General features: G+C 70.6%; 19 protein-coding genes and 1 pseudogene. 11 read left to right on the top strand and 9 right to left on the bottom strand.

Annotation, left to right across the window (positions count from 1 at the left end; translation table 11 throughout):
- Nucleotides 1-272 precede the first annotated feature (272 nt).
- Nucleotides 273-1,451 carry a S1 family peptidase gene (locus KLI87_RS30830; RefSeq protein ID WP_214619866.1) on the top strand — a complete coding sequence of 393 codons (1,179 nt, stop codon included), beginning with the start codon at nt 273-275 and terminating at the stop codon, nt 1,449-1,451.
- 24 nt (nt 1,452-1,475) lie between these two features.
- Here the strand turns inward: KLI87_RS30830 and KLI87_RS30825 are convergent, their stop codons facing one another.
- Genes KLI87_RS30825 through KLI87_RS30815 form a run of 3 tightly spaced genes read right to left on the bottom strand, consistent with a single transcriptional unit; the run spans nt 1,476 to nt 4,560 of the window.
- Entirely contained in the window at nt 1,476-2,606 is a 1,131-nt protein-coding gene (locus tag KLI87_RS30825) for a hypothetical protein (protein ID WP_214619865.1), read from the bottom strand.
- On the bottom strand, nt 2,603-3,070 hold the full coding sequence (locus KLI87_RS30820) for an RNA polymerase sigma factor (protein ID WP_214619864.1): 468 nt from the start codon (nt 3,068-3,070) through the stop codon (nt 2,603-2,605). Before KLI87_RS30820 ends, KLI87_RS30825 begins: the two co-directional genes overlap by 4 nt.
- 53 nt (nt 3,071-3,123) lie before the next feature.
- Nucleotides 3,124-4,560 carry a glycosyltransferase family 39 protein gene (locus KLI87_RS30815; RefSeq protein ID WP_214619863.1) on the bottom strand — a complete coding sequence of 479 codons (1,437 nt, stop codon included), beginning with the start codon at nt 4,558-4,560 and terminating at the stop codon, nt 3,124-3,126.
- A 1,293-nt stretch (nt 4,561-5,853) separates the two neighbouring features.
- On the opposite strand from KLI87_RS30815, the gene KLI87_RS30810 reads away from it, so the two are divergent.
- The 4 genes from KLI87_RS30810 to KLI87_RS30795 all read left to right on the top strand — a co-directional run bounded on the left by KLI87_RS30810 (nt 5,854) and on the right by KLI87_RS30795 (nt 12,086).
- Entirely contained in the window at nt 5,854-7,098 is a 1,245-nt protein-coding gene (locus KLI87_RS30810; protein WP_308166324.1) for a hypothetical protein, read from the top strand.
- A gap of 239 nt (nt 7,099-7,337) precedes the next feature.
- Nucleotides 7,338-11,060, top strand: a complete 3,723-nt coding sequence (locus KLI87_RS30805; protein ID WP_214619862.1) for a CHAT domain-containing protein — start codon at nt 7,338-7,340, stop codon at nt 11,058-11,060.
- Nucleotides 11,061-11,121: 61 nt separating this feature from the next.
- Nucleotides 11,122-11,295, top strand: coding sequence for a hypothetical protein (locus tag KLI87_RS30800; RefSeq protein WP_156218636.1), 174 nt, complete (start codon nt 11,122-11,124; stop codon nt 11,293-11,295).
- A gap of 74 nt (nt 11,296-11,369) precedes the next feature.
- Complete coding sequence (locus tag KLI87_RS30795; RefSeq protein ID WP_214619861.1) at nt 11,370-12,086, top strand: hypothetical protein; 717 nt, start codon at nt 11,370-11,372, stop codon at nt 12,084-12,086.
- 246 nt (nt 12,087-12,332) lie between these two features.
- Here the strand turns inward: KLI87_RS30795 and KLI87_RS30790 are convergent, their stop codons facing one another.
- Nucleotides 12,333-12,692: a nuclear transport factor 2 family protein gene (locus KLI87_RS30790; protein ID WP_214619860.1), complete on the bottom strand. Its 360-nt coding sequence runs from the start codon at nt 12,690-12,692 to the stop codon at nt 12,333-12,335.
- A 304-nt stretch (nt 12,693-12,996) separates the two neighbouring features.
- Nucleotides 12,997-13,677: an NAD(P)H-binding protein gene (locus KLI87_RS30785; RefSeq protein ID WP_374225490.1), complete on the bottom strand. Its 681-nt coding sequence runs from the start codon at nt 13,675-13,677 to the stop codon at nt 12,997-12,999.
- Between the two features lie 50 nt (nt 13,678-13,727).
- On the opposite strand from KLI87_RS30785, the gene KLI87_RS30780 reads away from it, so the two are divergent.
- Nucleotides 13,728-14,009 (top strand): hypothetical protein, encoded by a 282-nt coding sequence (locus KLI87_RS30780; RefSeq protein WP_214619859.1) that lies wholly within the window; start codon nt 13,728-13,730, stop codon nt 14,007-14,009.
- A gap of 156 nt (nt 14,010-14,165) precedes the next feature.
- Here the strand turns inward: KLI87_RS30780 and KLI87_RS41210 are convergent, their stop codons facing one another.
- The 3 genes and pseudogenes from KLI87_RS41210 to KLI87_RS40530 form a co-directional block, all read right to left on the bottom strand.
- Nucleotides 14,166-14,297, bottom strand: a complete 132-nt coding sequence (locus KLI87_RS41210; protein WP_284734237.1) for a hypothetical protein — start codon at nt 14,295-14,297, stop codon at nt 14,166-14,168.
- Complete coding sequence (locus KLI87_RS30775) at nt 14,294-14,746, bottom strand: nuclear transport factor 2 family protein (RefSeq protein ID WP_214619858.1); 453 nt, start codon at nt 14,744-14,746, stop codon at nt 14,294-14,296. The genes KLI87_RS41210 and KLI87_RS30775 overlap by 4 nt, the downstream gene beginning before the upstream one ends.
- Before the next feature lie 24 nt (nt 14,747-14,770).
- Nucleotides 14,771-15,109 (bottom strand): annotated as a pseudogene (locus KLI87_RS40530) (leucine zipper domain-containing protein); the annotation flags it as partial.
- Nucleotides 15,110-15,837: 728 nt separating this feature from the next.
- Here KLI87_RS40530 and KLI87_RS30765 point away from each other — a divergent pair.
- The 3 genes from KLI87_RS30765 to KLI87_RS30755 are packed head-to-tail and all read left to right on the top strand — an operon-like array spanning nt 15,838 to nt 18,495.
- A complete protein-coding gene (locus tag KLI87_RS30765; RefSeq protein WP_214619856.1) occupies nt 15,838-16,653 on the top strand; it encodes an ATP-binding cassette domain-containing protein in 816 nt (271 codons plus the stop codon).
- Complete coding sequence (locus tag KLI87_RS30760) at nt 16,653-17,471, top strand: DUF1684 domain-containing protein (RefSeq protein ID WP_214619855.1); 819 nt, start codon at nt 16,653-16,655, stop codon at nt 17,469-17,471. The genes KLI87_RS30765 and KLI87_RS30760 overlap by 1 nt, the downstream gene beginning before the upstream one ends.
- A 1-nt stretch (nt 17,472) precedes the next feature.
- Nucleotides 17,473-18,495, top strand: a complete 1,023-nt coding sequence (locus tag KLI87_RS30755) for an LLM class flavin-dependent oxidoreductase (RefSeq protein ID WP_214619854.1) — start codon at nt 17,473-17,475, stop codon at nt 18,493-18,495.
- A gap of 256 nt (nt 18,496-18,751) precedes the next feature.
- On the opposite strand, the gene KLI87_RS30750 is transcribed toward KLI87_RS30755, so the two are convergent.
- Nucleotides 18,752-18,982: a DUF5988 family protein gene (locus tag KLI87_RS30750; RefSeq protein ID WP_214619853.1), complete on the bottom strand. Its 231-nt coding sequence runs from the start codon at nt 18,980-18,982 to the stop codon at nt 18,752-18,754.
- 436 nt (nt 18,983-19,418) lie between these two features.
- Between KLI87_RS30750 and KLI87_RS30745 the strand changes: the two genes are divergently transcribed.
- Entirely contained in the window at nt 19,419-20,159 is a 741-nt protein-coding gene (locus KLI87_RS30745) for an AfsR/SARP family transcriptional regulator (protein WP_214619852.1), read from the top strand.
- A complete protein-coding gene (locus tag KLI87_RS30740) occupies nt 20,156-20,947 on the top strand; it encodes a thioesterase II family protein (protein ID WP_214619851.1) in 792 nt (263 codons plus the stop codon). The genes KLI87_RS30745 and KLI87_RS30740 overlap by 4 nt, the downstream gene beginning before the upstream one ends.
- Nucleotides 20,948-20,972: the final 25 nt, after the last annotated feature.

Here is a 20,972-nt window from a genome sequence, read left to right as displayed (position 1 = left end):
CCCCATCTCGCCGACGGAGACCAAGGTCATTCGCGATGCCGATCTTTTGGCGTGGTGGTCCAGGTGTTGCGGCTCCTTCTAAGAGACCATTTCTCGCCGCTGGCCGAACCAGGTCACATGACACCTTTTATGCCCCTGGACGAGATTATGCTTCGGCTCAGGCTCCCGTGACTTGTGATCGTCGACCAGTGGATACCGAAACCTCGGAAGGCGCGATGATGAGAAGAGCCGGAGCCCGATCTTTTCTGTCCCTGGTAAGCGCGACCATCCTCGTGTGCGGCCTGTCGACCGCCGCGCGGGCCGGGGCGCCCCGTCCGCCGGACGCGCAGGGATCGGCCCTGGTCCTCAAGGCGATGCAGCGCGACCTGCGCATCGACGAGGCCACCGCCCGCCGCCGCCTCGCCGCCGAGGACGCGGCGGCCAAGGCCGAGGCCGCCCTGATCCCCGCCCTGGGGCCGGGCTACGCGGGCTCCTGGTTCGACGCGGCGTCCGGCAAGCTGATCGTCAACCTCACCGACGGCGCGCTCGCACCGCGCGTGATCAGGGGAGGCGCCGTCCCCCGAGTCCTGTCGAAGGGGCACGGCCTCGCCGAGCTCCGCGCCGTCAAGGCCAAGCTGGACGCGCAGGCGAGGGCGACGCCTTCCGCGGCCTCGGGCGTGACGTCCTGGCGGGTGGATCCCGTCGCCAACCGCGTCGTCGTCACCACCATCGCCGGGCGCGCCCGGGGCGCCCTGGCCAGGGCGGCGGCCGCCGAGGGCGACGCCGTGCGGTTCGAGACCACCGCCCAACCGGCCGTCTCGTCCTCCGAATGGCTGGACGGCGGGGAGGGCATCCTGTCAGGGCAGGCCATCTGCTCGGTCGGATTCAACGCCGTCCAGAGCTTCCCCGACGCTCCCGGGAGTTCCTCCCCCGTGGTCATCTCCGCAGGGCATTGCGCCAAGTCCACGACGGTGAACGGCTTCGCCAACTCCCACAACATCTCCACCCCGATGGGCCGCTGGTGGTTCTCCTCAGCGGACTACGACTGGGGTGTCATCGGCGCCATCGACACCGCTTTCTGGCATCAGGGCCCGTACATCTCCCTCCACACGGCCGCCGACAACTTCCTGCTCGTCCGCGGGACCCAGGAGCGGCCGATCGGAAGCTCGATATGCAAATCGGGTTTCACCACCAACATCACCTGCGGCGTCATCCGCGCCCGCTGGGAGTCGGTGTACCTCTCCGATATCGGACGGACGATCTACAACCTGACCCGCGACACGACCTGCACCGAGAAGGGCGACTCCGGCGGCCCGCACTACACCGGCGACGGGCAGGCGCAGGGCGTCGGCAGCGCCTCGACGCTGTCCGCCGGCCACTGCCTGCAGAACATCGGCCAGGAGAACCGGAGCTGGTACGTCGAAATCAATTTCATCCAGGGCTACACCAGCACCCGCGTCATGACGTACTGATGCCGAACTGCCGCTCCGTGGGGGTCACCAGGCGATCAGGTCCAGGTCGCGGTGGACGTCGGGGAGCCGGCGGACGCGGCCGTCGTCCATGCGGAAGACGGCGCGGTCGTGGCCGGAGCTGACGAGGAGGTGCCTGCCGGTCGCGTCGAGGGTGGTCTGGAAACCCGCCGACGGCGCGGGCGCGATCTGCCGGGCCGTCATGCGGGCGAGTTCCCGGACGGACGAGGTCTCCTCGGACCCGCCTCTGCTCAGGGTCAGTTCCAGGATCGCGATGGAGCTGAGCGCGCTGTCGGCGCCGAAGTTCTTCTTGATGGCCGTGACGGTGCGCCCGTCCGGGGAGGGCCGGAGGGAGGACAGGTCGGTGATGCCCCTCAGGACGGGGCGGGCGCGGAGGGGGCCGGCGCCGGCCGTGCGGGTGTCGAGCTCGCTCAGGTCGGGGCCGGTGTAGTCCTCCCCGGGCCCCGCCGGAACGTTCTCGGCGAGGAAGAGGGCGCGGCCGTCCGCCGCCCAGACCGGGGACTGCGCGGACGACAGCGTGTCCGCGCCCCCCGGCGACACGCGCCATCCCCGGGTGGTGCCGGAGGCGGATTCGACGACCGCCAGGTCGTCGCCGACGCACCCGGTGGTGTTGTCGAAGGTGAGCGCGACGCGGCCGCCGTCCGCCGTGGCGGCCATCTCGTCCGCCGGGGGGCCGAACTCGCCGGGCAGCGTCGTCCTGCTCGCCACGGTTCCGTCGCGGCGCAGGGTCGCCTTCTCGATGTGGGTGCGGCAGGAGCCGGTCTCGGCGGCGAGGAAGGCGGTGCGCCGGTCGGCCGACACCGCGAGCGCGGTGTAGTGCCCGGCATCGGGCCGGATGTCGGCGATCTTGCGTCCGGTCCAGGAGTCGAAGACCCCGGCGCCGCCCTTGCGCTGGGTCGCGAGGAAGTACGGGGGGCCTTCGTGCGCGCCGAGCGCGTCCGGGCCGCGCAGGACGCCGCGGAGGCCGACGCTCACGGCCGCGACCGCGACCATGGCGAGGACGGCGGCGACGGGCGCGGTCCACCGCCGCGCCGGACGGCGGCGGGCGGCGGGCAGGGACAGGGGCGGCAGCGACTCGCGCGTCACCCCGCGAGTCTCGGCGGCGGCGGCGTCCTTCAGCAGCCGTTCGATGTTCACCGGGCCTCTCCCAGCATGCGTTCGAGGGCGGTGCGCCCGCGGGAGGTGTTGGTCCGGACCGTGACCCGGCTCACCCGCATGATCTGCGCGGTCTCCTCCTCGGACAGGTCGAGGACGAACCGGAGCACCAGCGTCTCACGCTGCCGGTGCGGCAGGCGGCGCAGCGCGTCGAGGATCTCCTTGCCCTGCTCCCGGTCCAGGACGCGGCTCTCCGCCGAGGCTGCGGGCGGCTCCTGGGCGCCGAGGAGGCGGCGGCTCCGGCGGCGCAGCACCGACCGGCAGTTGTTGAGCACCGACGACCTCAGGTAGGTCAGCGCCTTGCCGGTGTCCTTCAGCCGCTCCCACCGCCGGTAGAGGCCGAGGAAGGAGTCCTGGACGACGTCCTCGGCCGTCGCCCTGTCACCGACCATCACCAGGGCCAGCCTGACGAGGTCGGGGGCGTGCGCTTCGTACAACTGGGTCACCGCCCTCTCGGGAGAGTGCACCGCCAGGTCCGCGGGGCCGGAATTGAGGAGCCTCACGGGGAAGAGACGCCTCCGGGGCGTGGATGTTGCATGGGCGGCCGAACTTTTTCCCGCTGGAACAGCGACAGCGTGATGCCGCGGACACGCCAGGCACCGGCCTGCCGGAAGTGCCGCTGGAGGACATCGACCTTAGCGCGGTCCCGCGGTGCCAGGGACGGCATGCGCCAGGGCCCCTCCAGCAGCCAGACCCGGGTCGCCGCGGCGCCGGCCACCCGGCGGTCGATCTCGGCCGGGGCGAACTCGGTGCCGCCGAAGTTGCCCGCCTGCGCGGGGGTCCGCCGCAGCGTGACGTCGTGCAGCCCGCGGAACGCGTCCGGGTACGCCTCGGCGATCGAACGCCGGTCCGCGGTGACGAAGACGATCGCGTCGCCGGGCCGCGCCTCCCGCTCGACGATCGCGGCGGCCCCGCGAAGGTCGTCCCACCAGTTCTCCGGACGGCGCTGCTCCACATGCAGCGGCGCCACCAGGACGGCCATCGCGACGAGCGGCACGACCCACGCCCGGTAGGGCAGCCGGGCGAGCCCGGCGGCGGCCAGCAGCGCCATGGCGGGGAGGCTGCCGATCACGTAGCGGCCCGTGAAGACGGGATGGAACTGCGAGGCCAGCAGCAGCACCGCCGCGGGCAGCAGCAGCCATGGCACGGCCAGCGCCTGCACGCCGATCGGGCCGCGCCGCCGCGCCGTGGCCAGTCCCACCGCCATCGCAGCCCCGAGCACGTACGCCACGATCCGGGGGCCGGTGAACGACTCCGCCAGAAAGCGCACGTCGCGCCATCCCGGACGCGTCAGCCAGTCCAGGGCGTTGCGCTGGGTCGCGGCCAGCGCGATCAGCGGGCTCACCGCGACCAGGGCCCCCGCCGAGGCGGCCGACCAGCGGCGCAGCATCGTCCTGGTGCGCCGCGTCATCAGCAGGGTCACCAGATGGGCGGGCAGGATGAGCAGCGCGAACAGATGGACCAGCCCGAGCAGCGCGATGCCCGCGCCATAGGCGGCGTACCGGCGCGGGGAGCCCCGCTCCGCGAGATCCACCAGCAGCACGGTCAGCCACACGGTGAGCGCGGCGACCAGGGAGTACGACCGGGCCTCGTGCGCGTAGTGGCTGGCGAACGGAGCCCCCGCGCAGATCACGCCGGCGACCAGCCCGGCGGCCCCGGACACGATCCTGCGGCCGAGGACGGTGACGCCCGCCGCCGTGGCCGCCAGCGCCGCGATCGAGGGGAGCCGCAGCGCGAGCTCGCCGGTCCCGAAGACCTGCACCACGCCGTGCATGAACAGGTAGTAGGCGGCGTGGACGGCGTCGATGTGCCGCGCGCACCGCAGGATGTCGGGGACCGAGCGCCGGGCGATCTCGGAGGTGATCGCCTCGTCCCGCCACAGCGACAGCCGTCCGGCCCCCCACAGCCCCATCGCCAGCGCCAGCAGCGCGGGCACCGAGGGAAGGAGCCACGCCCTCCACCGCCCCGGACCTGCGTCTTCGCTGGACGAGCCTGGCCGCTCGACCGCGACGGGCAGAAGATCCAGATTTGAGTTCACACCAAGAGACGCCGAAAGCCCCGCATTGTTGCATTCCCCCGGCACCCGATTCCGGTCGGACCCGGCTGCGCCAGAACATCCACCACGCCCCCGAAGGCGCCGACCACGCAGAGACGTGCGGCCCGCACGTGGCTGTGAAGCGCGGTGTTCAGAGGAGCGAGCTGACCACGAACCTGTACCGGCAGTGCGCGCCAGCGCGCGAGCACTTCGGGGGCCCGGGAGTCGCCCCCCCGGGTGGACATCCGGGCTCAACGAGCATAGGAAGGCAAGTGGGCGATACTGGGATCGAACCAGTGGCCTCTACCGTGTCAAGGTAGTCCGCGATTCCGACTGACCCGCGGCTTTGTGAGATGCCGCAGGTCAGCGTAGGTCGTTGACGCTTGTTGACATCCGTTCAGGACGGGTGAGGAAACCTGCGTGCCTCCGTTTGCTCCCTGCCGCCGACGGGAGCAACGGGAGCACACATGGGGGAGTGGTAGCACGCGATTCGATGGTGGTCGCAACTGGGCCGCTTGTTGACCCGGAAAGAGCCTAGACGCCTACCCTCGGTGTTAGCGGCAACACGTTCAGCCGGACCTGTCGGCCTGGTCTGACGAGCGAGGACATGAAGCCCGTCGAGCTACCAGCGGAAGCTTCCCGGCTCAAGGCGTCCGCCTCGTCGGATCTGATCGGTGAGCTGGACGCCGCGCTGCCGAGGGCGAGGGCATCGGTGGCGGCGGGCGATGGGGAGCCGGTAGGCCACCCCGTGCGAACCGGAGGCGGCGAATCTGCTGGCGGGCTTCTGTAGGCAGGACGACAATACGGTTGAGTACTGGGTTCGGCAGGGCATCACGACCACTGCGGAAGCTGCCGCTGAGGCGGGTACGACGGTGTGAGGGCGATCGTGGTCGGTTGGTGCTACGACCAGGGAGGAACCGAGAGCGGTGTCCGGCTGTCGTTCATGGACTACTCGACGCCGGGTGAGGCGCTCCGCAGCGCAGACTTCGCAGATACACCGCCGTACTCTTCTCGATCTCGGGTGTGTCACTACCGTCGCGAAATGTAGGTTGCACACCGTCCGCTCAGGCATCTTCGCCGATGAGCGCCTGCGGGATTTACGGAGGGGACGGTCACCCCATCATTGGAGTCAGCGCCGAGTAACTCGGCGCGTCCTGCCGGCCCTGGGTGTGCCCACCTCGATCGGAGACCGTCGTGAAGAACAGTGTGTTGTGGCGAGTTGTCGACAACGACAGTGGCGCCGAGGCCATCGTCAGTACACCTGCCGAGGCGGTCGCGTTCATCAACAGCCGGTTCGACACCGATGAGTACGAGGAGCCGTTCAGCTTCACCGAGGTCGGTCCCTTCGTCTCGAAGCCGCTCGGCGTCATCACCGCGTGGGCGGCCAAACAGGACGACGGGCGTACTGATGGGCGAATTGCGCCGATCACGATCAGGCCGGTAGTGACTGACGGCGCCATCGACAAGTGCGACGACGTCGTGCTCTGGGGCGACGTGCAAGTCACGTGGGACCACGACGTGTACACCGTCAATGGGCCGGACGGCTTCGAGTACGACGTCGCCGACAGCGCAGCCGAGCTCAACGAGATCCTCGACGAGTACGCCAGCGACTACGAGTACGTCGAACCTGAAAGCTCCGACGGCCACGCGCGACCGAGCCGGCGGGAGTTGATCCGGTACGGTGCCCAGGAGTGCGTCGGCCGGTTCGGGCACCTTGACGACGACGCTCTGCTGTGGCTCGCCGCCACCCGGATCACGCTCGCCCTGTGGCGCAACACGCCTGTCGAGAACTGGCATGCCGGCAGGAGCCCGCTGCACGACGGCATGATGATGCGGATCAACGCGGCGACCACCCGGCTCGTGCGCTCGATGCTGTCGTTCGACCATGTCGACTGGGTCGCTGTCGGTCTCGCGATCGTCGACCCGTCTCGGGTTCTGCCGACTGGACAGTCCGTGCTGGAGCTCGGGTTGGCCTGCCACAACCCTGACGACCCGGCGCACCAGGATGATCCGCGCGACGACCTCGCGGAGATGGCACAGAACGCGATCGGCTGGGGCCGTGCGTACCGCCTCCACGAGCAGGAGTTCGGCCTGCGGACCCTGATCGAGTTCTTCTGCGCGTTCGACAACGGCTGGTTCGGCGCACCTGGTTGGGGGCGTATCGTCGATCGGTTCGTTGCCGCAGTCGACGACCGGGAGCACGGGCACTGGCGCGTGCACCGGGACCAGCCTTGGTTCGACGAGTGGTTCATCAGCCGTCCGGCCGACATTGCGGACAGCGCTGAACTGCGCCGGCTCCTGCTTGCCGGGCCGGACCTGCTGTCCGAAGCAGCTGCCGAATGGTGCGTGGAAGGCGCCATCCGCTACGTCTGTCGGAACGACCACGCGAACGGCTGCAAGCGGTGCGGTGTCCCGCCGACGACAGAGTTGTCGAATTAGCTAACCCTCCGAAATGTGAACCTTGCTGCGAATCGAGGTCGAGCGGGATGTAACGTCCTTCCCGCGTCGGCCACTGGGCCGCGCCGGCAGACCGGGCTCGCGCTGGCCGACTCGCCACCTCGCTCGGCCGGATCCGGCCTGAGGTCCTTGCGTGGTCGGCCTTTCCAGGTGAATCACGGTTAACGTGAAGACCGTCTCCATGCGGCGGATGCGAGGGGCTGGGGCCGATGCATGGGCCGTTGCGCCTGGAGGTCGTGGGGTTCGCCGGGCCGCTGCGCTGGCGATGGCGGTTGACCGAGCCCGACGGCGCCGTCATTGCCGAGCATGAGGTCGTTCTCGACGCCACTTGCTGGCAGTACGAGGCTATGTGCGATCTGCACGAGTACCTGCGCTTACGCGCCGCCCCCGACCGGCGTCTCGTGGATGAGGCGCGCATCGTGCACCTGGTCGGCAGGTGGATCGGCGCCCAGGTCTTCGGGGCCGTCGGCACGGCGCTGGTGATGCGCGCTCCCGCGGCGGTGGACGTGGTGCTCCCCGGCGCGGCCCAGGTGGTCGCGTTGTACCCGTTGGAGTCCGCCATCGTGGACGGCGCGATGCTCGCCGTGCGAGGTGTCGGGCTGGTCTTCGGAATAGGGCGGGCTTCGCGATCGGCGAAGCGGCCCATAGGTGACCGGTTGCGGATACTGGGCCTGTTCAGCGCTCCGGACGGGGCCTCCGCGTTGGACCTGCGCAAAGAACGGTACGAACTCGCGCGGCTCATGAAGCGGATGGCTGCGGCCCACGATCTGGCGTTGGAACTGAAGGTTCTCCAGTATGGAGTGACCCGGGAACTGCTCCGGGACGTGGTCGAGGACGTCGAGGGCTGGGATGTCCTTCACCTTTCCGGGCACGGCACGGCCGGCGCGGTTCTGCTGGAACGACCGGACGGCAGTCCCGACCTGGTCACGACCGGCGATCTCGTCGCGCTCCTGGAGCCGATGGCCGATCAGATGAAGCTGGTCACGCTGTCGACCTGTTCGTCGGCGGCTCCGGGGGCGGCCGAGCAACTGCGGCTGCTCGGTCTCGACCACGGCGGCGATGAGGCGGGCGAGGCGAGCGCGGCGGGGGAGGCCGGGCCGGTGGTCGTGTCCGCGGCGGCGATGGCGTTGGCCGACCGGCTGGAGTGCGCGGTGCTGGCGATGCGCTATCCGGTCACCAGCGAATTCGCCGTCGATCTCGCCGCATCCGTGTACGAGCAGGTCATCGGCGGGGGGCGGAGCCTGCCCGGCGCCCTCGCGCGGGCACTGCCCGCCTTGGTGACGGTGCCGCCGACCGCGGGACGCCCCGCGCTGTCGGTGGCCACCCCCGCCATCTTCAGCCCGCCTGGCGCCGCCACCACCGTCCACGCGCCTTCGGGCTCCTACCATCCCGCGCATGAGGCCGCGGGGCTTCCGGAGCTGCCGGAGAGGTTCGTCGGCCGCGTGTCGGTCATGGCCGGGGCCAGTGCGGCCTTGGCGCCGCAGAGCGGTGTGCCCGGGGTCGTCCTGCATGGGATGGCCGGGGCGGGGAAGACCACCTGCGCTCTGGAACTCGCCCACACCCACGCGGACACGTTTTCCGCCTTCGTGTGGTTCACGGCCCCGGCCGAAGGTGCGGATATCTCCGACGCGCTCCCGCGTTTCGTCGCCGCGCTGGAGACTGTGCTCCCCGATGTGCGGTTGGTCCACCTCCTGGACGAGGAGGAGCGGCTGGAGCAGGCCCTGTCGATGCTGGCTGGAATCGCCGAGCACGCGCGTGTCCTCGTCGTCGTAGACAACGCGGAATCCCTTCTCGGCGATGGCGGAGACTGGCAGGACCCGCGATGGGGACGGGTTCTGCACGCCTTCGCCGCCCGCCGGGGCCGGTCCAAGCTGATCGTCACGACCCGGCGATCCCTGCGCGGCACCGAACTCCACGTCGCGGCCGTGCACGCGCTGTCGCGTGATGAGGCCGTCCTGCTCGCTCGTGATCTCCCTCCCCTCCGTGCGCTGATGGACGGCCGAGCACCCGGGCTCTCGGCCGGGAGGGGACGCACGGCAGCGGCCCGCGTACTCACCATGGCGCAGGGGCACCCGAAGCTTCTGGAACTCGCCGCGGCTCACGCCGACGACCTGGATTCCTTGAACGCTCTGCTCGCCGATGCCGGCACCGCTTGGGAACACCGCGCCGCTCGTCTGGGTGAACTCTTCACCCACGGCGGGACGGTGTCGCCCGACGAAGGCTTCACGGCCGTTCTGACCGCGTGGACGTCGGCGATCGCCGGTCGGCTGCCCGAGCCCGAGCGGATCTTCCTCCAGTTCCTCTGCGCCCTGGAAGAAGAAGACCGGACGAACGGCCTCCTTTTCGGCGTTCTGCCCTACGCTTGGCCGGCGACATGGCGCCGGGTCGATCTCCCCGGCCAGGCCCCCGACTCGGACGCGCTACTCCGCTCCCTGGCCCGCCGCGCCCTGATCGCCATTACCGAGAACCCCGCCAATGGGAAGGTGGCCGTCGCGCGCGTGCACCCGCTCATCGCCGCCACCATCGTCCAACAGAGCCCACCAGGCTTGCGGGCCGCCGCGGACACCGAGGCGGCGGACTACTGGAGCAGCCTCTACCGGGCCTCACAAAGCGAGCGACTGGACGAGGAGAACAATCGCGTCGCGTTCGTCGCCGCCGCCTGCGCGCTGCCCTACCTCATGCGCACCGGCCGGTTGGACGATGCGCGGTTCCTGCTGGCCGTTATCATGAACCTCAACCCCACACCCGCCATGGTCGCCACCCTGCTGCCCTTCGCCCGCCGCCTGGTCACCGCCACCGCGGGCACCGACGATCAACTGCTCGCCCGTCACTCGCTGACCAGAGTGGTCACGCACATCGACCCGCCGGCGGCCCTCACCGAACTCGAACGGCTCCTGGCCGACGCCGTGTCCGCGGGGCGAGACGACCTCGCCTATATCGTGGCCGGGGATCTGGGGCGAGGACAGCACAGGGCCGGCCGCCTGGCCGAGGCACTTCGCGTCTATGCCGAGCTTCCCGAATACGCGCGCCGAGCCGGCCGCGGACCACAGGTGCAGCTCTCCATCGAGATCGAGACGCTCCAGATCACCGCCGCGCAGGGACGGTACGAGCAGGTCCTCACCGATGTCGAAGGGCTCCTCGCCCGGGTCGGCGCTCAGCAGTCCACCGGCGGAGAGTCCGAAGCCCTCTGGCGCGACCGCGTGAAACTCCTGGGCATCGGCTTCAAGGCCGCCAACGCCTCCAGCGACTGGGAACGAGCTCTCAGCTACTCAGACCGCTTGATCGACAACTTCGGTGAGCACAAAGCGCTGCCCTACGAGCTGACAGATCATCGAACGGACCGCTACTTTCCGCTCATGCGGCTCGGTCGTACCGACGAGGCCCTGGCCCTCTTGCGGGATGGCCGCGAGTTCTACGAAAACCATGGTGACCTGCGCAAGCTCGGTGCCGTGCTCGCCTCCTTGGCAGCGGTCGAAAAAGCACGCGGCCATATCGACACCGCCCTGCTCCTCTGCGGCGACGCCCTTCGCACCCAGTATCCCTACAACGACGCTCCCGCCATTGCCGTCACGCATCACAACTACGGCCTCATCCTCACACAGGCGCGTGACCTGCCCGCGGCTGCCGCTCACCACCTCGCCGCAACCATTCTCCACGACCTCATGGGCAGTGGATTCCTCGACGCCTCAATTCGCGGCATGGCGGGCAACCTGGTCTCGGGGCTCGCGGCCCTCCCCGCAACACCGGCCGACCTCGTCGAGGCGACCGGCCGGACCGAAGGCGTCCATCTCGACCGCATCGTCGCCACCCTCACCTCCAATCCCGCCGCGTTCGAGGCGGCCTTCCGCAGAGCCGTGAAGGCGGCTCGTGACCTCGCCGCCGAGCACCACGACTGCGACCACCCTGAGCACCAGCCCGGTCCGGCGGGCACCTGCCGCTCATGATTCGGCGCCGGGTCCGATATTTCTCCCTTTCCCCTACCGAAAAAGCAGTTACCGTAGAGCTATGAGCGACGCGGAGCCAGGGCCGGAGCCAGGCGAGATCCGGTTCCGTGACGACGGCACCCTGGAGGCTTTCGACGGCACCGCGTGGGCGCCGTACCGGCCGCCCGAGGACGACGGGCTCGCGGCGATGCCGATCTTCAAGCACGCCGCTCCGGGCGCGCAGCACGAACGGTGACCCTTCCGACGCCGCCACCCGAGTTCAGGCCGGCAACCTCCGGCCCACCGGCGCCCCTGGACTCCGTCCAGGACATGCGGGCGACCGCGAAATGGATCCTGGCCGCCTCGGCGGCGGTCGGCGCGGCCCTCCTCGGCGGCGGGCCGCTCACGGCGGCGGGCAAAGTCCACGGTTTCGCAGACGCGGCCCTCGCCTACACGGGGCTGGTCATCGGGCTGCTCGGGGTGGGCTGGGCGATCTGGCACACTGCTGACGCACTGATCCCGCCCCTCACCCTCCCCTCGTCCCTGGACCAAGAGCCGCAGCTGAAAGGTCTGAGAGAACGCATCGCCCGCGAGCCCGGGGCCTTCTACGGCCCCTATGGGACGAGCGTGGCCGACCTGCGCACCGCGCTGGCCTTCCACCGGACCGTCGCGGCGAACCTCGCCGCCGCGCTGGCCACCGAACAGGACCCCGCCCGGCGGGAGGTCATCAGCGCCAAGATCGAGCAGGCCCGCACCGCCGTCGAGATGATCCAGCAGCGATCGAGGGGGGTCATGGAGCTGACGCACGCTTGGCACGTGCGTGCGCAACTGCGGCGGGCCCGGTTCCACACCATGCTCGGTGCGGCCGTCACCGCGCTCGGCGCAGTCGTCTTCCTCGCCGCCACCGGCAACGCCCCGGCCCACGGCCCGAAACCGGCCGGAGGCGCCGCACCCTTGGTTACACGCGCTCACCTGGTGTCCAACGCCCCCGCGTCGAAGCCCGTCCGGGCCGTGAGCGCCGTTCAGGTCAGCGTGAGCCATAGATGAAGAAGAAGCCCAGCCCCTTGGTCGTTTCCCGCACGGGCGACGTGCCGCGCGTGCGGAGGTCCCGGGCACGTTGCGGGACGCGCTGTTCATCCTGGATGCCATCCTCACCGTCGACGGCGCCCCACCCCCAAGACCGTCATGACCGACACTGCGCTTTCGATACGGCTAGCGCCGCATGGGTCGAACACAGCCTCTTACCGCCGTCTACCGTTGTGCGACGGTTCGCCCTGCGACGTGTCGGCTATGTCAATCGGTCGTGCTGGCGTGCGCGGCGATGATTCGCCAGCCGTGGGTCTCGTCGTGCAGCCAGGTACGGGTGTAGCGCATCCTGGCCGCGAACGGCGCCCCGGAGAGGGTCCCTTCGACGGTGCCGAGAAACCACGTCACGCCGGTGCGCCCATCGGCGAGCACGGTCAACTCCTCCTCGGCCACCCTCGTCACCACCTGCGCCCGAGTACGGTGCAGCTCCAAGTCGTCCGCCTTGGTGTGGACGTTCGCGCCGAAGGTAAAGATCAGCCGATCATCCAGCAGCCGATCCAGCGCCTCGACATCCCCAGCGAGCTGCGCGGTCTGAAGTCGGCGCTCGGCGTCCCGCAAGTCCTCCATGGGACGCATCCTCCCAGCCGGCGCCGTATCCGCGTCGGGATGTTCACGCTCGGCTGATCTTCGCAGCCCGATCCCGGGACTCCGATCGCCGGTGAGTGGGAGTCGAGTTCAGGAGGTTCCCGACACCCCGCCGACCTGCGCGGGGCGGCGGGGTGTGTAGGCCTCTGGGCAGGTGACCGGCAGGGAGTGCCGATTGGTCGCCTAACCGATTAGGAACAGGTCCAGCGAGCGGATGGCCGAAGCCTGCGTCGGGCGATGTCCGCCCCGGGCCCGCGACGGGGGCTTCAGGGGTCCGGGGCGGGGTCTACGGTGTGGCGGCGACGGCTACTTGAAGGTGTGGACGGTTGCGGGCCGCCCAGTCCGTGAAGGCGTTCGCAGGACGGCCGAGGAGTTTCTCGATGTCGGGGCTGCCCCGCTGCTCCTCGGGGCGTGGCTCGGCCAGGATGTCGAGGGTGCCGTCGATGACAGGCTCGGGCATGAACAGCGCCATGTGCTCGCGCGCCTGTTCGCGAGTCAGCTCCACGAACCGCACCTTCTCGCCGAGTGCCGCGGCCTGGCAGCGCGGTGTGATGGCGGTCGGGCCGGTCAGCTCATACGTCTGCCCGGCGTGGCCCTCGTCGCGCAGCGCCATCGCGGCTGCCTCGGCGATGTCCGCCGGGTCCACGACCGGCAGTGCCACGGAGCCGAAGGGGGCGACCACCGTCCGCTGCCGGCGGACGCTCTCCGCCCAGGCGTGGGCATTGGAGGCGAAGCCGCCCGCCCGCAGGATCGTCCAGTCAAGGCCGGAGGACCGTACGGCCTCCTCGAACTCCCGCAGCCGAGCGTATGAGGGGGCGTCCGGGCGGGTGGCATGGATCTGGAAGGAGAGCAGCACCACGCGGCGCACACCGCCCGCCCCCGCCACGTCGAGCACCTCGGTCGCGGGCGCGCCGCCGCCGAGCAGATCGCCGGCCAGTAAAAGGAACAGGGCGTCCGCGCCTTCCACGGCGGAGCACAGGGCTCGATGATGCGATAGTCGATGGGCGGCCCGCCGAAATGACCGATGGGTATGGTTTCGATTTCGCCGAATTCATCGAGCAGCCCGCGCTGGCCGAACTCCTCGATCGTGCGAGCCGAAAAACCGAGGGGCCGGGACCGCTGCATGGGCTCGGTCAGCTTGTCGAAAACGACTACCGACACTCAGGCCAGCCAAAGTTCACCGGCCAGCCTGAGTCCGGAGGGGCCGGCCCCGGCGATAATGACGTCGGCATGAAAGTCGTCCAGGTTTCCCCTCTTGCTGGATTTTTTCCAGTATTTCGGGAGAGCCGGGAAATGTGAACGACCACAAGTGCAGGACACTGACAAATTTCGTCAGAGCTCTTCCGGTCATGTCAGGTGCTCGTCCGGCGATCCGGTCGGTCGAGTCCGGTGCCGGAAATGCGGGAGGGTGCCGGAGGCGCCTTCCGGCGCCCCCGACCGGGGGCGGCGCCCGCCTCAGAACAGGCCCATGACCCGGTCGACCTCGATCTCGATCACCACGAGGCCCGGCGGTTCCGGCGGTGGGGACCTGTAGCGTTCGGCGTACCGCCAGGTTCCCTCCAGGACCCGCGCCGGGTCGTCGCTCACGCTGGCAGTGCCCTCAAGCGTGATCCAGCGGGGACCCGCCGTCTGGCAGAGGGCGACCCGGATCCTGAGAAGCCGCGGCCAGAGCGGTCATCGCACCCCCGCGGCCGGGGCGGCATGCCGGACGACCAGACGAGGCGGCATGACAGTTCCGCCAGGCGCCGGCCCAGCCCGATGTGCCGGGCCTCGCCATGAACGAGGGTGCCGGCGACGAAGAGGGGTTCGTCGGCCTCGTCCAGGTGATGGACGTGGGTGGACACGAGATTGGCGCGCAGCACCGCCCGCTCCTCGCTGAGCAGAGCCACGACGGCGGGGGAGTCGAGATGCTGAGTGCGGGCGAACACCTCAAGGGCCTGCCGGTGCCAGGCGGCCAGCCCCTCGACGCCCTCGTGCCGGGCCATCGGGAACTCGACACGGGCGTCCTCGGTGAACAGCGCGCGCCCAGGCGTCATCGAGTTTCTCGTCGTCAAGGCCTAAATGGTCCGGACCGGCACCCCGGTCGCCACCGCGATGTGGTCAGGCCCAGCGCGTAGCTCGCGGCGGGCGGCCGGCACCCGCTCCTCGACCTGTGCCGGCGTCCGGGACGGGCATGCGCGGGGACCACTGCGACGCTCGGCCAACCCGTCCCAGCCCTGGCCGCGGTACCGGCGCACTCACCGATGCGCACACTGACGCGACACCCCGAGTTCGGCGGCCACCAGCGCGACCGGACGCCGGTCGAACACGACACGGCGAACCAGCAGGCATCTGCCATGAGACGCCAGTCGGGCGTTAGCGTGCCCATCGAAGACCTCCGGTGCCGGTGAAGCGAGCAACTCCACTACGCCCGGAGGTCTTCTTACTGATCAAACACCTACCGGTCAGGTGTCACCAAGATCATGGCCAAGTACATCTAGCGCTCGGGACGTCGGTTGAGTGCTCAGGAGTGGTAGTGGCGGGCGGCGGTGTCGGCGCTGATGTCCAGGACGGCGGCGACGGCTGCCAGGGCGGCGCGTGCGTTGGCGATCAACGGGAGCGCGGCGGTGGTGTATCCGGCGATCGGGCCGGTTGTCCTCCACCGCTGAACCGCGCCTGCTTGCCGGAGCCCGGGCAGGTGATCCCCGCCCGGACTCCGGGTTTCGGCGTGGCAGTCTGCCCGGCGGACCCTCTCTGCGGTCGCCGGTAGGTCCACCGAACCGCTGGCTGACGCCTGGAAGCCGGGCCCGGTCGGGCACCGGCGGCGGGCTCGGGGGGCGACGCCGCGTTGACCAGCGCCGAGATATTTCCTACTTTTTGGATAGATATTATCGGATAGCGTTCCACCGCCCACGGGGCACGACCAAGGGAGGGCCATTCAGTGGGAACATCGAAGCTCGCGGCATCCGCGGCCGTGCTGGCCGGCGCCGCGGGCGACGGGTCCGGCACGCCGAAGGGCGGGGGAACGCTCACCTTCGCCGTCGGTAGCGGGCTGCGTCGACCCGCAGCAGGTGGGCAGCAACGACGCCATCCCCCGCCTCGGCCCGCTCGCCACCCTGGGCATCGGGTACCTGAGCGGGACGCGGGGATGACGGTCGTTGACGAGCGGCGCCCGAGGGCGTCGGTCGAGCACCTCGTCAAGGAGTTCCCGCTCCCGCGCACCGGCGGGGGCGTCCCGTGGTCCGTCCGCGCGGTGAACGACGTCAGCCTCGCCGTCCACCGGGGACGGACCCTCGGCCTGGTCGGCGAATCGGGATCGGGAAAGTCGACGACGGCCCGCCTGCTGCTGCGGCTCGTCCAGCCGACGTCGGGACGGATCGTCGCCGACGGCCAGGACGTCACCGCCGCGAAGGGCGCGGCGCCGCGCGCGTTCCGGCGTCGCGCCCAGCTCGTGTACCAGAACCCGTACGCCTCGCTCGACCCCCGGTTCTCGATCGCGGAGATCATCACCGAGCCGTCGCGCGCGTTCCGGGTCGGTGACCGTGCCGCGCGGGCGAGGGAGCTGCTCGACCGCGTGGCGCTCCCGTCCGCCGTGCTGGGCCGCAGGCCCGCCGAGCCGTCGGGCGGCCGGCGGCAGCGGGTCGCGATCGCCCGCGCCCTCGCGCTCGAACCCGCCCTGGTGGGGTGCGACGAGCCGGTCTCCGCCCTGGACGTGTCGGTGCAGGCCCCGGTGCTGGAACTGCTCGCGGAACCACTGGCCCGCATGGGCGTCGCGTACCTGTTCATCTCCCACGATCTGGCCGTCGTCCGGCAGATCGCGCACACGGTCGTGGTCATGATGGACGGGCGGGCCGTGGAGCAGGGGCCGGTCGCCGACATCTTCGGCAGCCCGTCCCACGACTACACGCGTGAACTGCTCGCCGCCATTCCGGGGCGGCGGGCACAGGCAACGGAGGATTCGTGATGACCGTTCACAGCACGGCGTCCGCCGAGACCGAGGCGTTCGCCGAACAGTGGCGCGCATGGCACGCCGCCCACGAGGAACAGCTGGCCGACGAGCACGGCTTTCTCGCCATCACCGGCCTGCACTGGCTGGACGCCGAGCCGCAGACCTTCACCGATGGACCCGGCTCCTGGACCACCGGCCCTGGCGGCCCCGTCGTCGTCTTGGACGAAGGGGAGGAACTCGTCGTGGACGGCGAGACCGTGCGCGGCGAACACCACTTCGGCGTCATCCCGGAACGCGGCGGCGTGTTCGCTCGCTGGGGCGACGCGGTGATCGAGGTGGCCAGGCGCGGCGGGTACGACGTCGTCCGTCCCCGCCATCCAGGCAACCCGCTGCGTACGTCCTTCCGCGGCACGCCCGCCTACGAGCCGGACCCGCGCTGGGCGGTGACCGGGCGCTACGTCCCGTTCGACGTGCCGCGCCCCACCGCGGTCGGCGCCGTCGTGGACGGCATCGAACACGTCTACGACGCCCCCGGCAGCGTCCGGTTCGAGCTGGACGGGTACGAGCTGAGCCTCACCGTCTTCCCCGGTCACGAGCCCGGCAGCCTGACCGTGCTGTTCACCGACGCGACGTCCGGCGTCACCACCTACGCCGCGAACCGGTCCCTGCGCCTGTCCCCGGGCCCGGACGGCGTGGTCACGCTCGACTTCAACCGCGCCACCAACCTGCCCTGCGCCTACACCGACCTCGCCACCTGCCCGCTGCCGCCGCCGGAGAACCGGCTGCCGGTGGCCGTGGAGGCGGGCGAGAAGATCCCGTACGAGCGCGCCTGACATGCCGATCTCCTCGCTGTCCTTCCTGACGCCCGGCAACTACCCCGACGACGACCCCTACTCCGGGCTGGAGGCGACGCTCCGGCTCTTCGAGTACGGCGAGGCCGAGGGCTACGACGGCGCGTGGATCCGGCAGCGGCACCTGGAGCACGGCGTCTCGTCCGCCGCCGTGTTCCTGTCCGCCGCCACGCAGCGCACCCACCGGATCGAGCTCGGTACCGGCGTCATCCCGATCGGCTACGAGAACCCGTTCCGCCTCGCCGAAGACCTGGCGACCGTGGACGTCCTGTCGCGGGGACGGCTCCAGGCCGGGTTCAGCACCGGGATGCCGCACGCCGCGCTGCTCGCGGACCTCGTCCACGACGGTGACTGGCGCGAGTACGACCTGTCCTACGGGCGCATCGGCAGGGTCCTGGAGAACCTGCGCGGCGAGTACCTCGGCGGGCCCGACACCGTCATCCGCTCCCCGGGCGCCGTGCAGCGCCCTCGGCTCCAGCCGCACAGCCCCGGCCTCCTCGACCGTTCCTGGCTGGGCGGCACCAGCCCGCGCTCGGTCCGCTGGGCGGCGCGGAACGGGCTGAACCTGCTGACCGGCAACATCGTCCAGGGCGAAGGCCCCGACGCCCATGCCGACCAGCAGCGCGAGCAGATCGCCCTGTACCGGGATCTGCTGCCGCCCGGACGTCCCGGCAGGGTCGCGCTCGGCAGGGTGATCGTCCCGTTCGACGGCGCGGCCGCGGCGACCCGCCAGCGCTACCGCGAGTACGAGGCGAGCAGGCACGAGCGCACGCTCACCGTCCACGGCGAGCAGCGCGTCCGTTTCGCTCCCGACCTCGTCGGCCCGTCCGAGGAGATCGTCGACCGGCTGCGCGCCGACATCGCCGCGGCCGAGGTGACCGAGCTGCGCCTTGAACTGCCCTACGAGTTCAGCGAGCACGACTACCGCCAGATCCTGCACGACGCCCGCGCCCTGGTGGCCCCCGCCCTGGGGTGGCGCCCCGCAGCGGTCCCGATCGCGGACTGACCCGTGGAAGGGTCTGTTCGTCGTTGACGAACGCCAGCCGCGCGTGCGGCGTGAGCCTGTCCGGTACGGGGTGACCATCCGTTCGCTGAGCGGGTCCGGACCGTGACCAATTCGCGGGCGGCCCCGGACGCCGGCCGGTACCGGTTTCCCATATCAGGAGTCCGCTGGTCCCCTATCAGAACAGTGTTCTCGCTTTCGTTTCATACCCTCCTGTGCGCGTCCTCGCGGGCGGTTCGGCCTCATGGGCTGGGGACGTCTATTCGGCAATCGTCGTGCGCATGGTCCATTCGAAGACGGTGTCGCTCGCGCCGTCCTTCGCGTCGACCAGCTCGTAGTGTTCGTAACCGCCGTGGCGCGGGACCTTGACCTTGCGTTCGCGCACTGTCGTGAGAGGGACGCGTGCGCGTTCCGGGGCTTCCAGCGGGCCGCCGACGAGGGTGACCTCGACCGTGTCGCGGACGGACGCGTCGCTTCGGGCGCTGTGCATCGGACCTCCTGGTTGCGGGACGGATTCACAGGGGGATGTCGCGGCTCGGGACGTCGGCCGCCGCGAGCCGTCCGTACTGACCCCGGTGGTACAAGCGGGCCGCGGCGTCGTGGGTGCCGAGGCGGTGGACGGGGGCCACGGCAGGGCACGACACGACCCGTTCAGGGGCCTGATACCGTTGGCCGCCATCGTCGTCCTCCGCGGGGGTCGTCAGCGGTAGCCTTCCGCCATGGTCGGCCGGAGAGCTAAAGACGGCCTTAGGGCGGCCGGTGGCGGCCATCCGTAGCATTGCTTATGTTTGATTTACGTATTTTCTCTGACGAAAGTCTCCCTCCCCCCTGTAATCCTGGTGCTCCGATTCGGTGGTCCGGTGTCGCCGGATGTGGGCTCGTCCTACGGAGGAGACTTGCGATACGAGGTGCTTGGCTCTCTTTCTGTGACCGACGGCGGGAAGAGTCTGGCGGTCACCGCTCCCAAGATGGAGGTCGTCCTGGCGGCGCTCCTCATCCGGGCGGACCAGGTGGTGTCGGTCGATCAGCTCGTCACCGAGATGTGGGGCGGCTCCCGGCCGCGGCGCGCCACCGCGGCGTTGTACGTGTACGTGTCCCAGCTGCGCAAGCTGCTGACCGGGCGGACGGGTACCGCGGGTCCCATCGTCACCCGCACCCCGGGTTACGTTCTGCGCACCGGGTCGGACGAACTGGATCTGCACGAGTTCCAGCGCCTCGTCCGCGAAGGCCGCCAGCACATGCGGCGGGACGAGTATGAGCTCGCGAGCAGGGCGTTCGAGTCCGCCCTCGGCCTGTGGCGGGGGCCGGCGCTGAGCGAGCTGCGGGAGGGGCCGATCATCAATGGGTTCGCGATATGGCTGGACGAGGTGCGGTTGGAGTGCCACGAGATGCTCGTGGAGACGAACCTGCGGCTGGGCCGCCACCGTGAGATGGTCAGCCTGCTGCACGAGCTCATCCAGGACCATCCCCTGCACGAGGCGTTCTACCGGCAGCTCATGCTCGCGCTGTACCGGTCCGAGCGCCGGGCCGACGCGCTGGCGGTGTATCAGTCCGCCCGCGCCGCCCTGAACAAGGAACTGGGCCTGGAGCCCGGTAGGCACCTGCGCGAGATGCAACGGTCCGTTCTGGCGGCGGCCGACGTCCTCGACGTCCGGCCCGCCGTATGAGCGGTGCCGGGGAGCTGTGGCTGCGGCGCTACCATCCCGCGCCGGAGGCGCGGGTGCGGCTCGCGTGTCTCCCCCACGCGGGGGGCTCCGCGAGCGGCTACCACGCGCTGTCCGCGTGGCTCGCGCCCGAGGTCGAGGTGCTCGCCGTGCAGTACCCGGGGCGCCAGGACCGGCGCCGGGAGCCGCCCGTCACCGACATCGCCGCCCTGGCCGGGCACGTCGCCGAGGCGCTGGGCGGCGAGCCGGCGGACCGCCCGCTCGCCCTGTTCGGGCACAGCATGGGGGCGACTGTCGCCTACGAGGTGGCCCGGCTCCTGGAGCACCGGTCGGGGACCCGGCCGCACACGCTGTTCGTGTCCGGGCGGCGGGCGCCCTCGCGGGTGCGTCCGGAGAACGTGCACGCCGGGGACGACGAGCGTGTGCTGGCCGAGCTGGAGCGGCTGAGCGGCACCGACTCCCGGCTGCTGCGGGACCCGGAGCTGCGCGAGCTCATCCTGCCGGTGGTGCGCGCGGACTACACCGCGATCGAGCGGTACCGCCGCCCGCCCGGCCCCGAACCGGGCTGCCCGATCGTGGTCCTGGTCGGCGACGCCGATCCGCTGACGACGATCGAGGAGGCCCGCGCCTGGGCCGCCCATTCGGCGATCCCCGTGGACGTGCGGGTCTTCCCCGGCGGCCACTTCTACCTTGAGGACCATCTGGACGCGGTCGCCGAGGTGCTGACCGGGTACCTGACCGCGCCCGCCGGGCCGCCGCGCCCGCGTGCGGGCCCCACGTCGCGCCCTTGACGGCTCCACGAGCCCGGCGGCGTTC

This window comes from Actinomadura sp. NEAU-AAG7 (assembly GCF_018603865.1).
Taxonomy (GTDB): domain Bacteria; phylum Actinomycetota; class Actinomycetes; order Streptosporangiales; family Streptosporangiaceae; genus Spirillospora; species Spirillospora litoris.
This window is presented reverse-complemented; position numbering and strand designations above follow the sequence as displayed.

Bases quoted from the DNA above. Each gene is read 5' to 3' on its own strand.
- KLI87_RS30800 (WP_156218636.1), top strand. From the start codon at position 11,122: ATGAGCGACGCGGAGCCAGGGCCGGAGCCAGGCGAGATCCGGTTCCGT.
- KLI87_RS30790 (WP_214619860.1), bottom strand. From the start codon at position 12,692: ATGGAGGACTTGCGGGACGCCGAGCGCCGACTTCAGACCGCGCAGCTC.
- KLI87_RS30755 (WP_214619854.1), top strand. From the start codon at position 17,473: ATGCCGATCTCCTCGCTGTCCTTCCTGACGCCCGGCAACTACCCCGAC.
- KLI87_RS30765 (WP_214619856.1), top strand. From the start codon at position 15,838: ATGACGGTCGTTGACGAGCGGCGCCCGAGGGCGTCGGTCGAGCACCTC.
- KLI87_RS30775 (WP_214619858.1), bottom strand. From the start codon at position 14,746: ATGACGCCTGGGCGCGCGCTGTTCACCGAGGACGCCCGTGTCGAGTTC.
- KLI87_RS30780 (WP_214619859.1), top strand. From the start codon at position 13,728: ATGACCGATGGGTATGGTTTCGATTTCGCCGAATTCATCGAGCAGCCC.
- KLI87_RS30740 (WP_214619851.1), top strand. From the start codon at position 20,156: ATGAGCGGTGCCGGGGAGCTGTGGCTGCGGCGCTACCATCCCGCGCCG.
- KLI87_RS30795 (WP_214619861.1), top strand. From the start codon at position 11,370: ATGCGGGCGACCGCGAAATGGATCCTGGCCGCCTCGGCGGCGGTCGGC.
- KLI87_RS30750 (WP_214619853.1), bottom strand. From the start codon at position 18,982: ATGCACAGCGCCCGAAGCGACGCGTCCGTCCGCGACACGGTCGAGGTC.
- KLI87_RS30760 (WP_214619855.1), top strand. From the start codon at position 16,653: ATGACCGTTCACAGCACGGCGTCCGCCGAGACCGAGGCGTTCGCCGAA.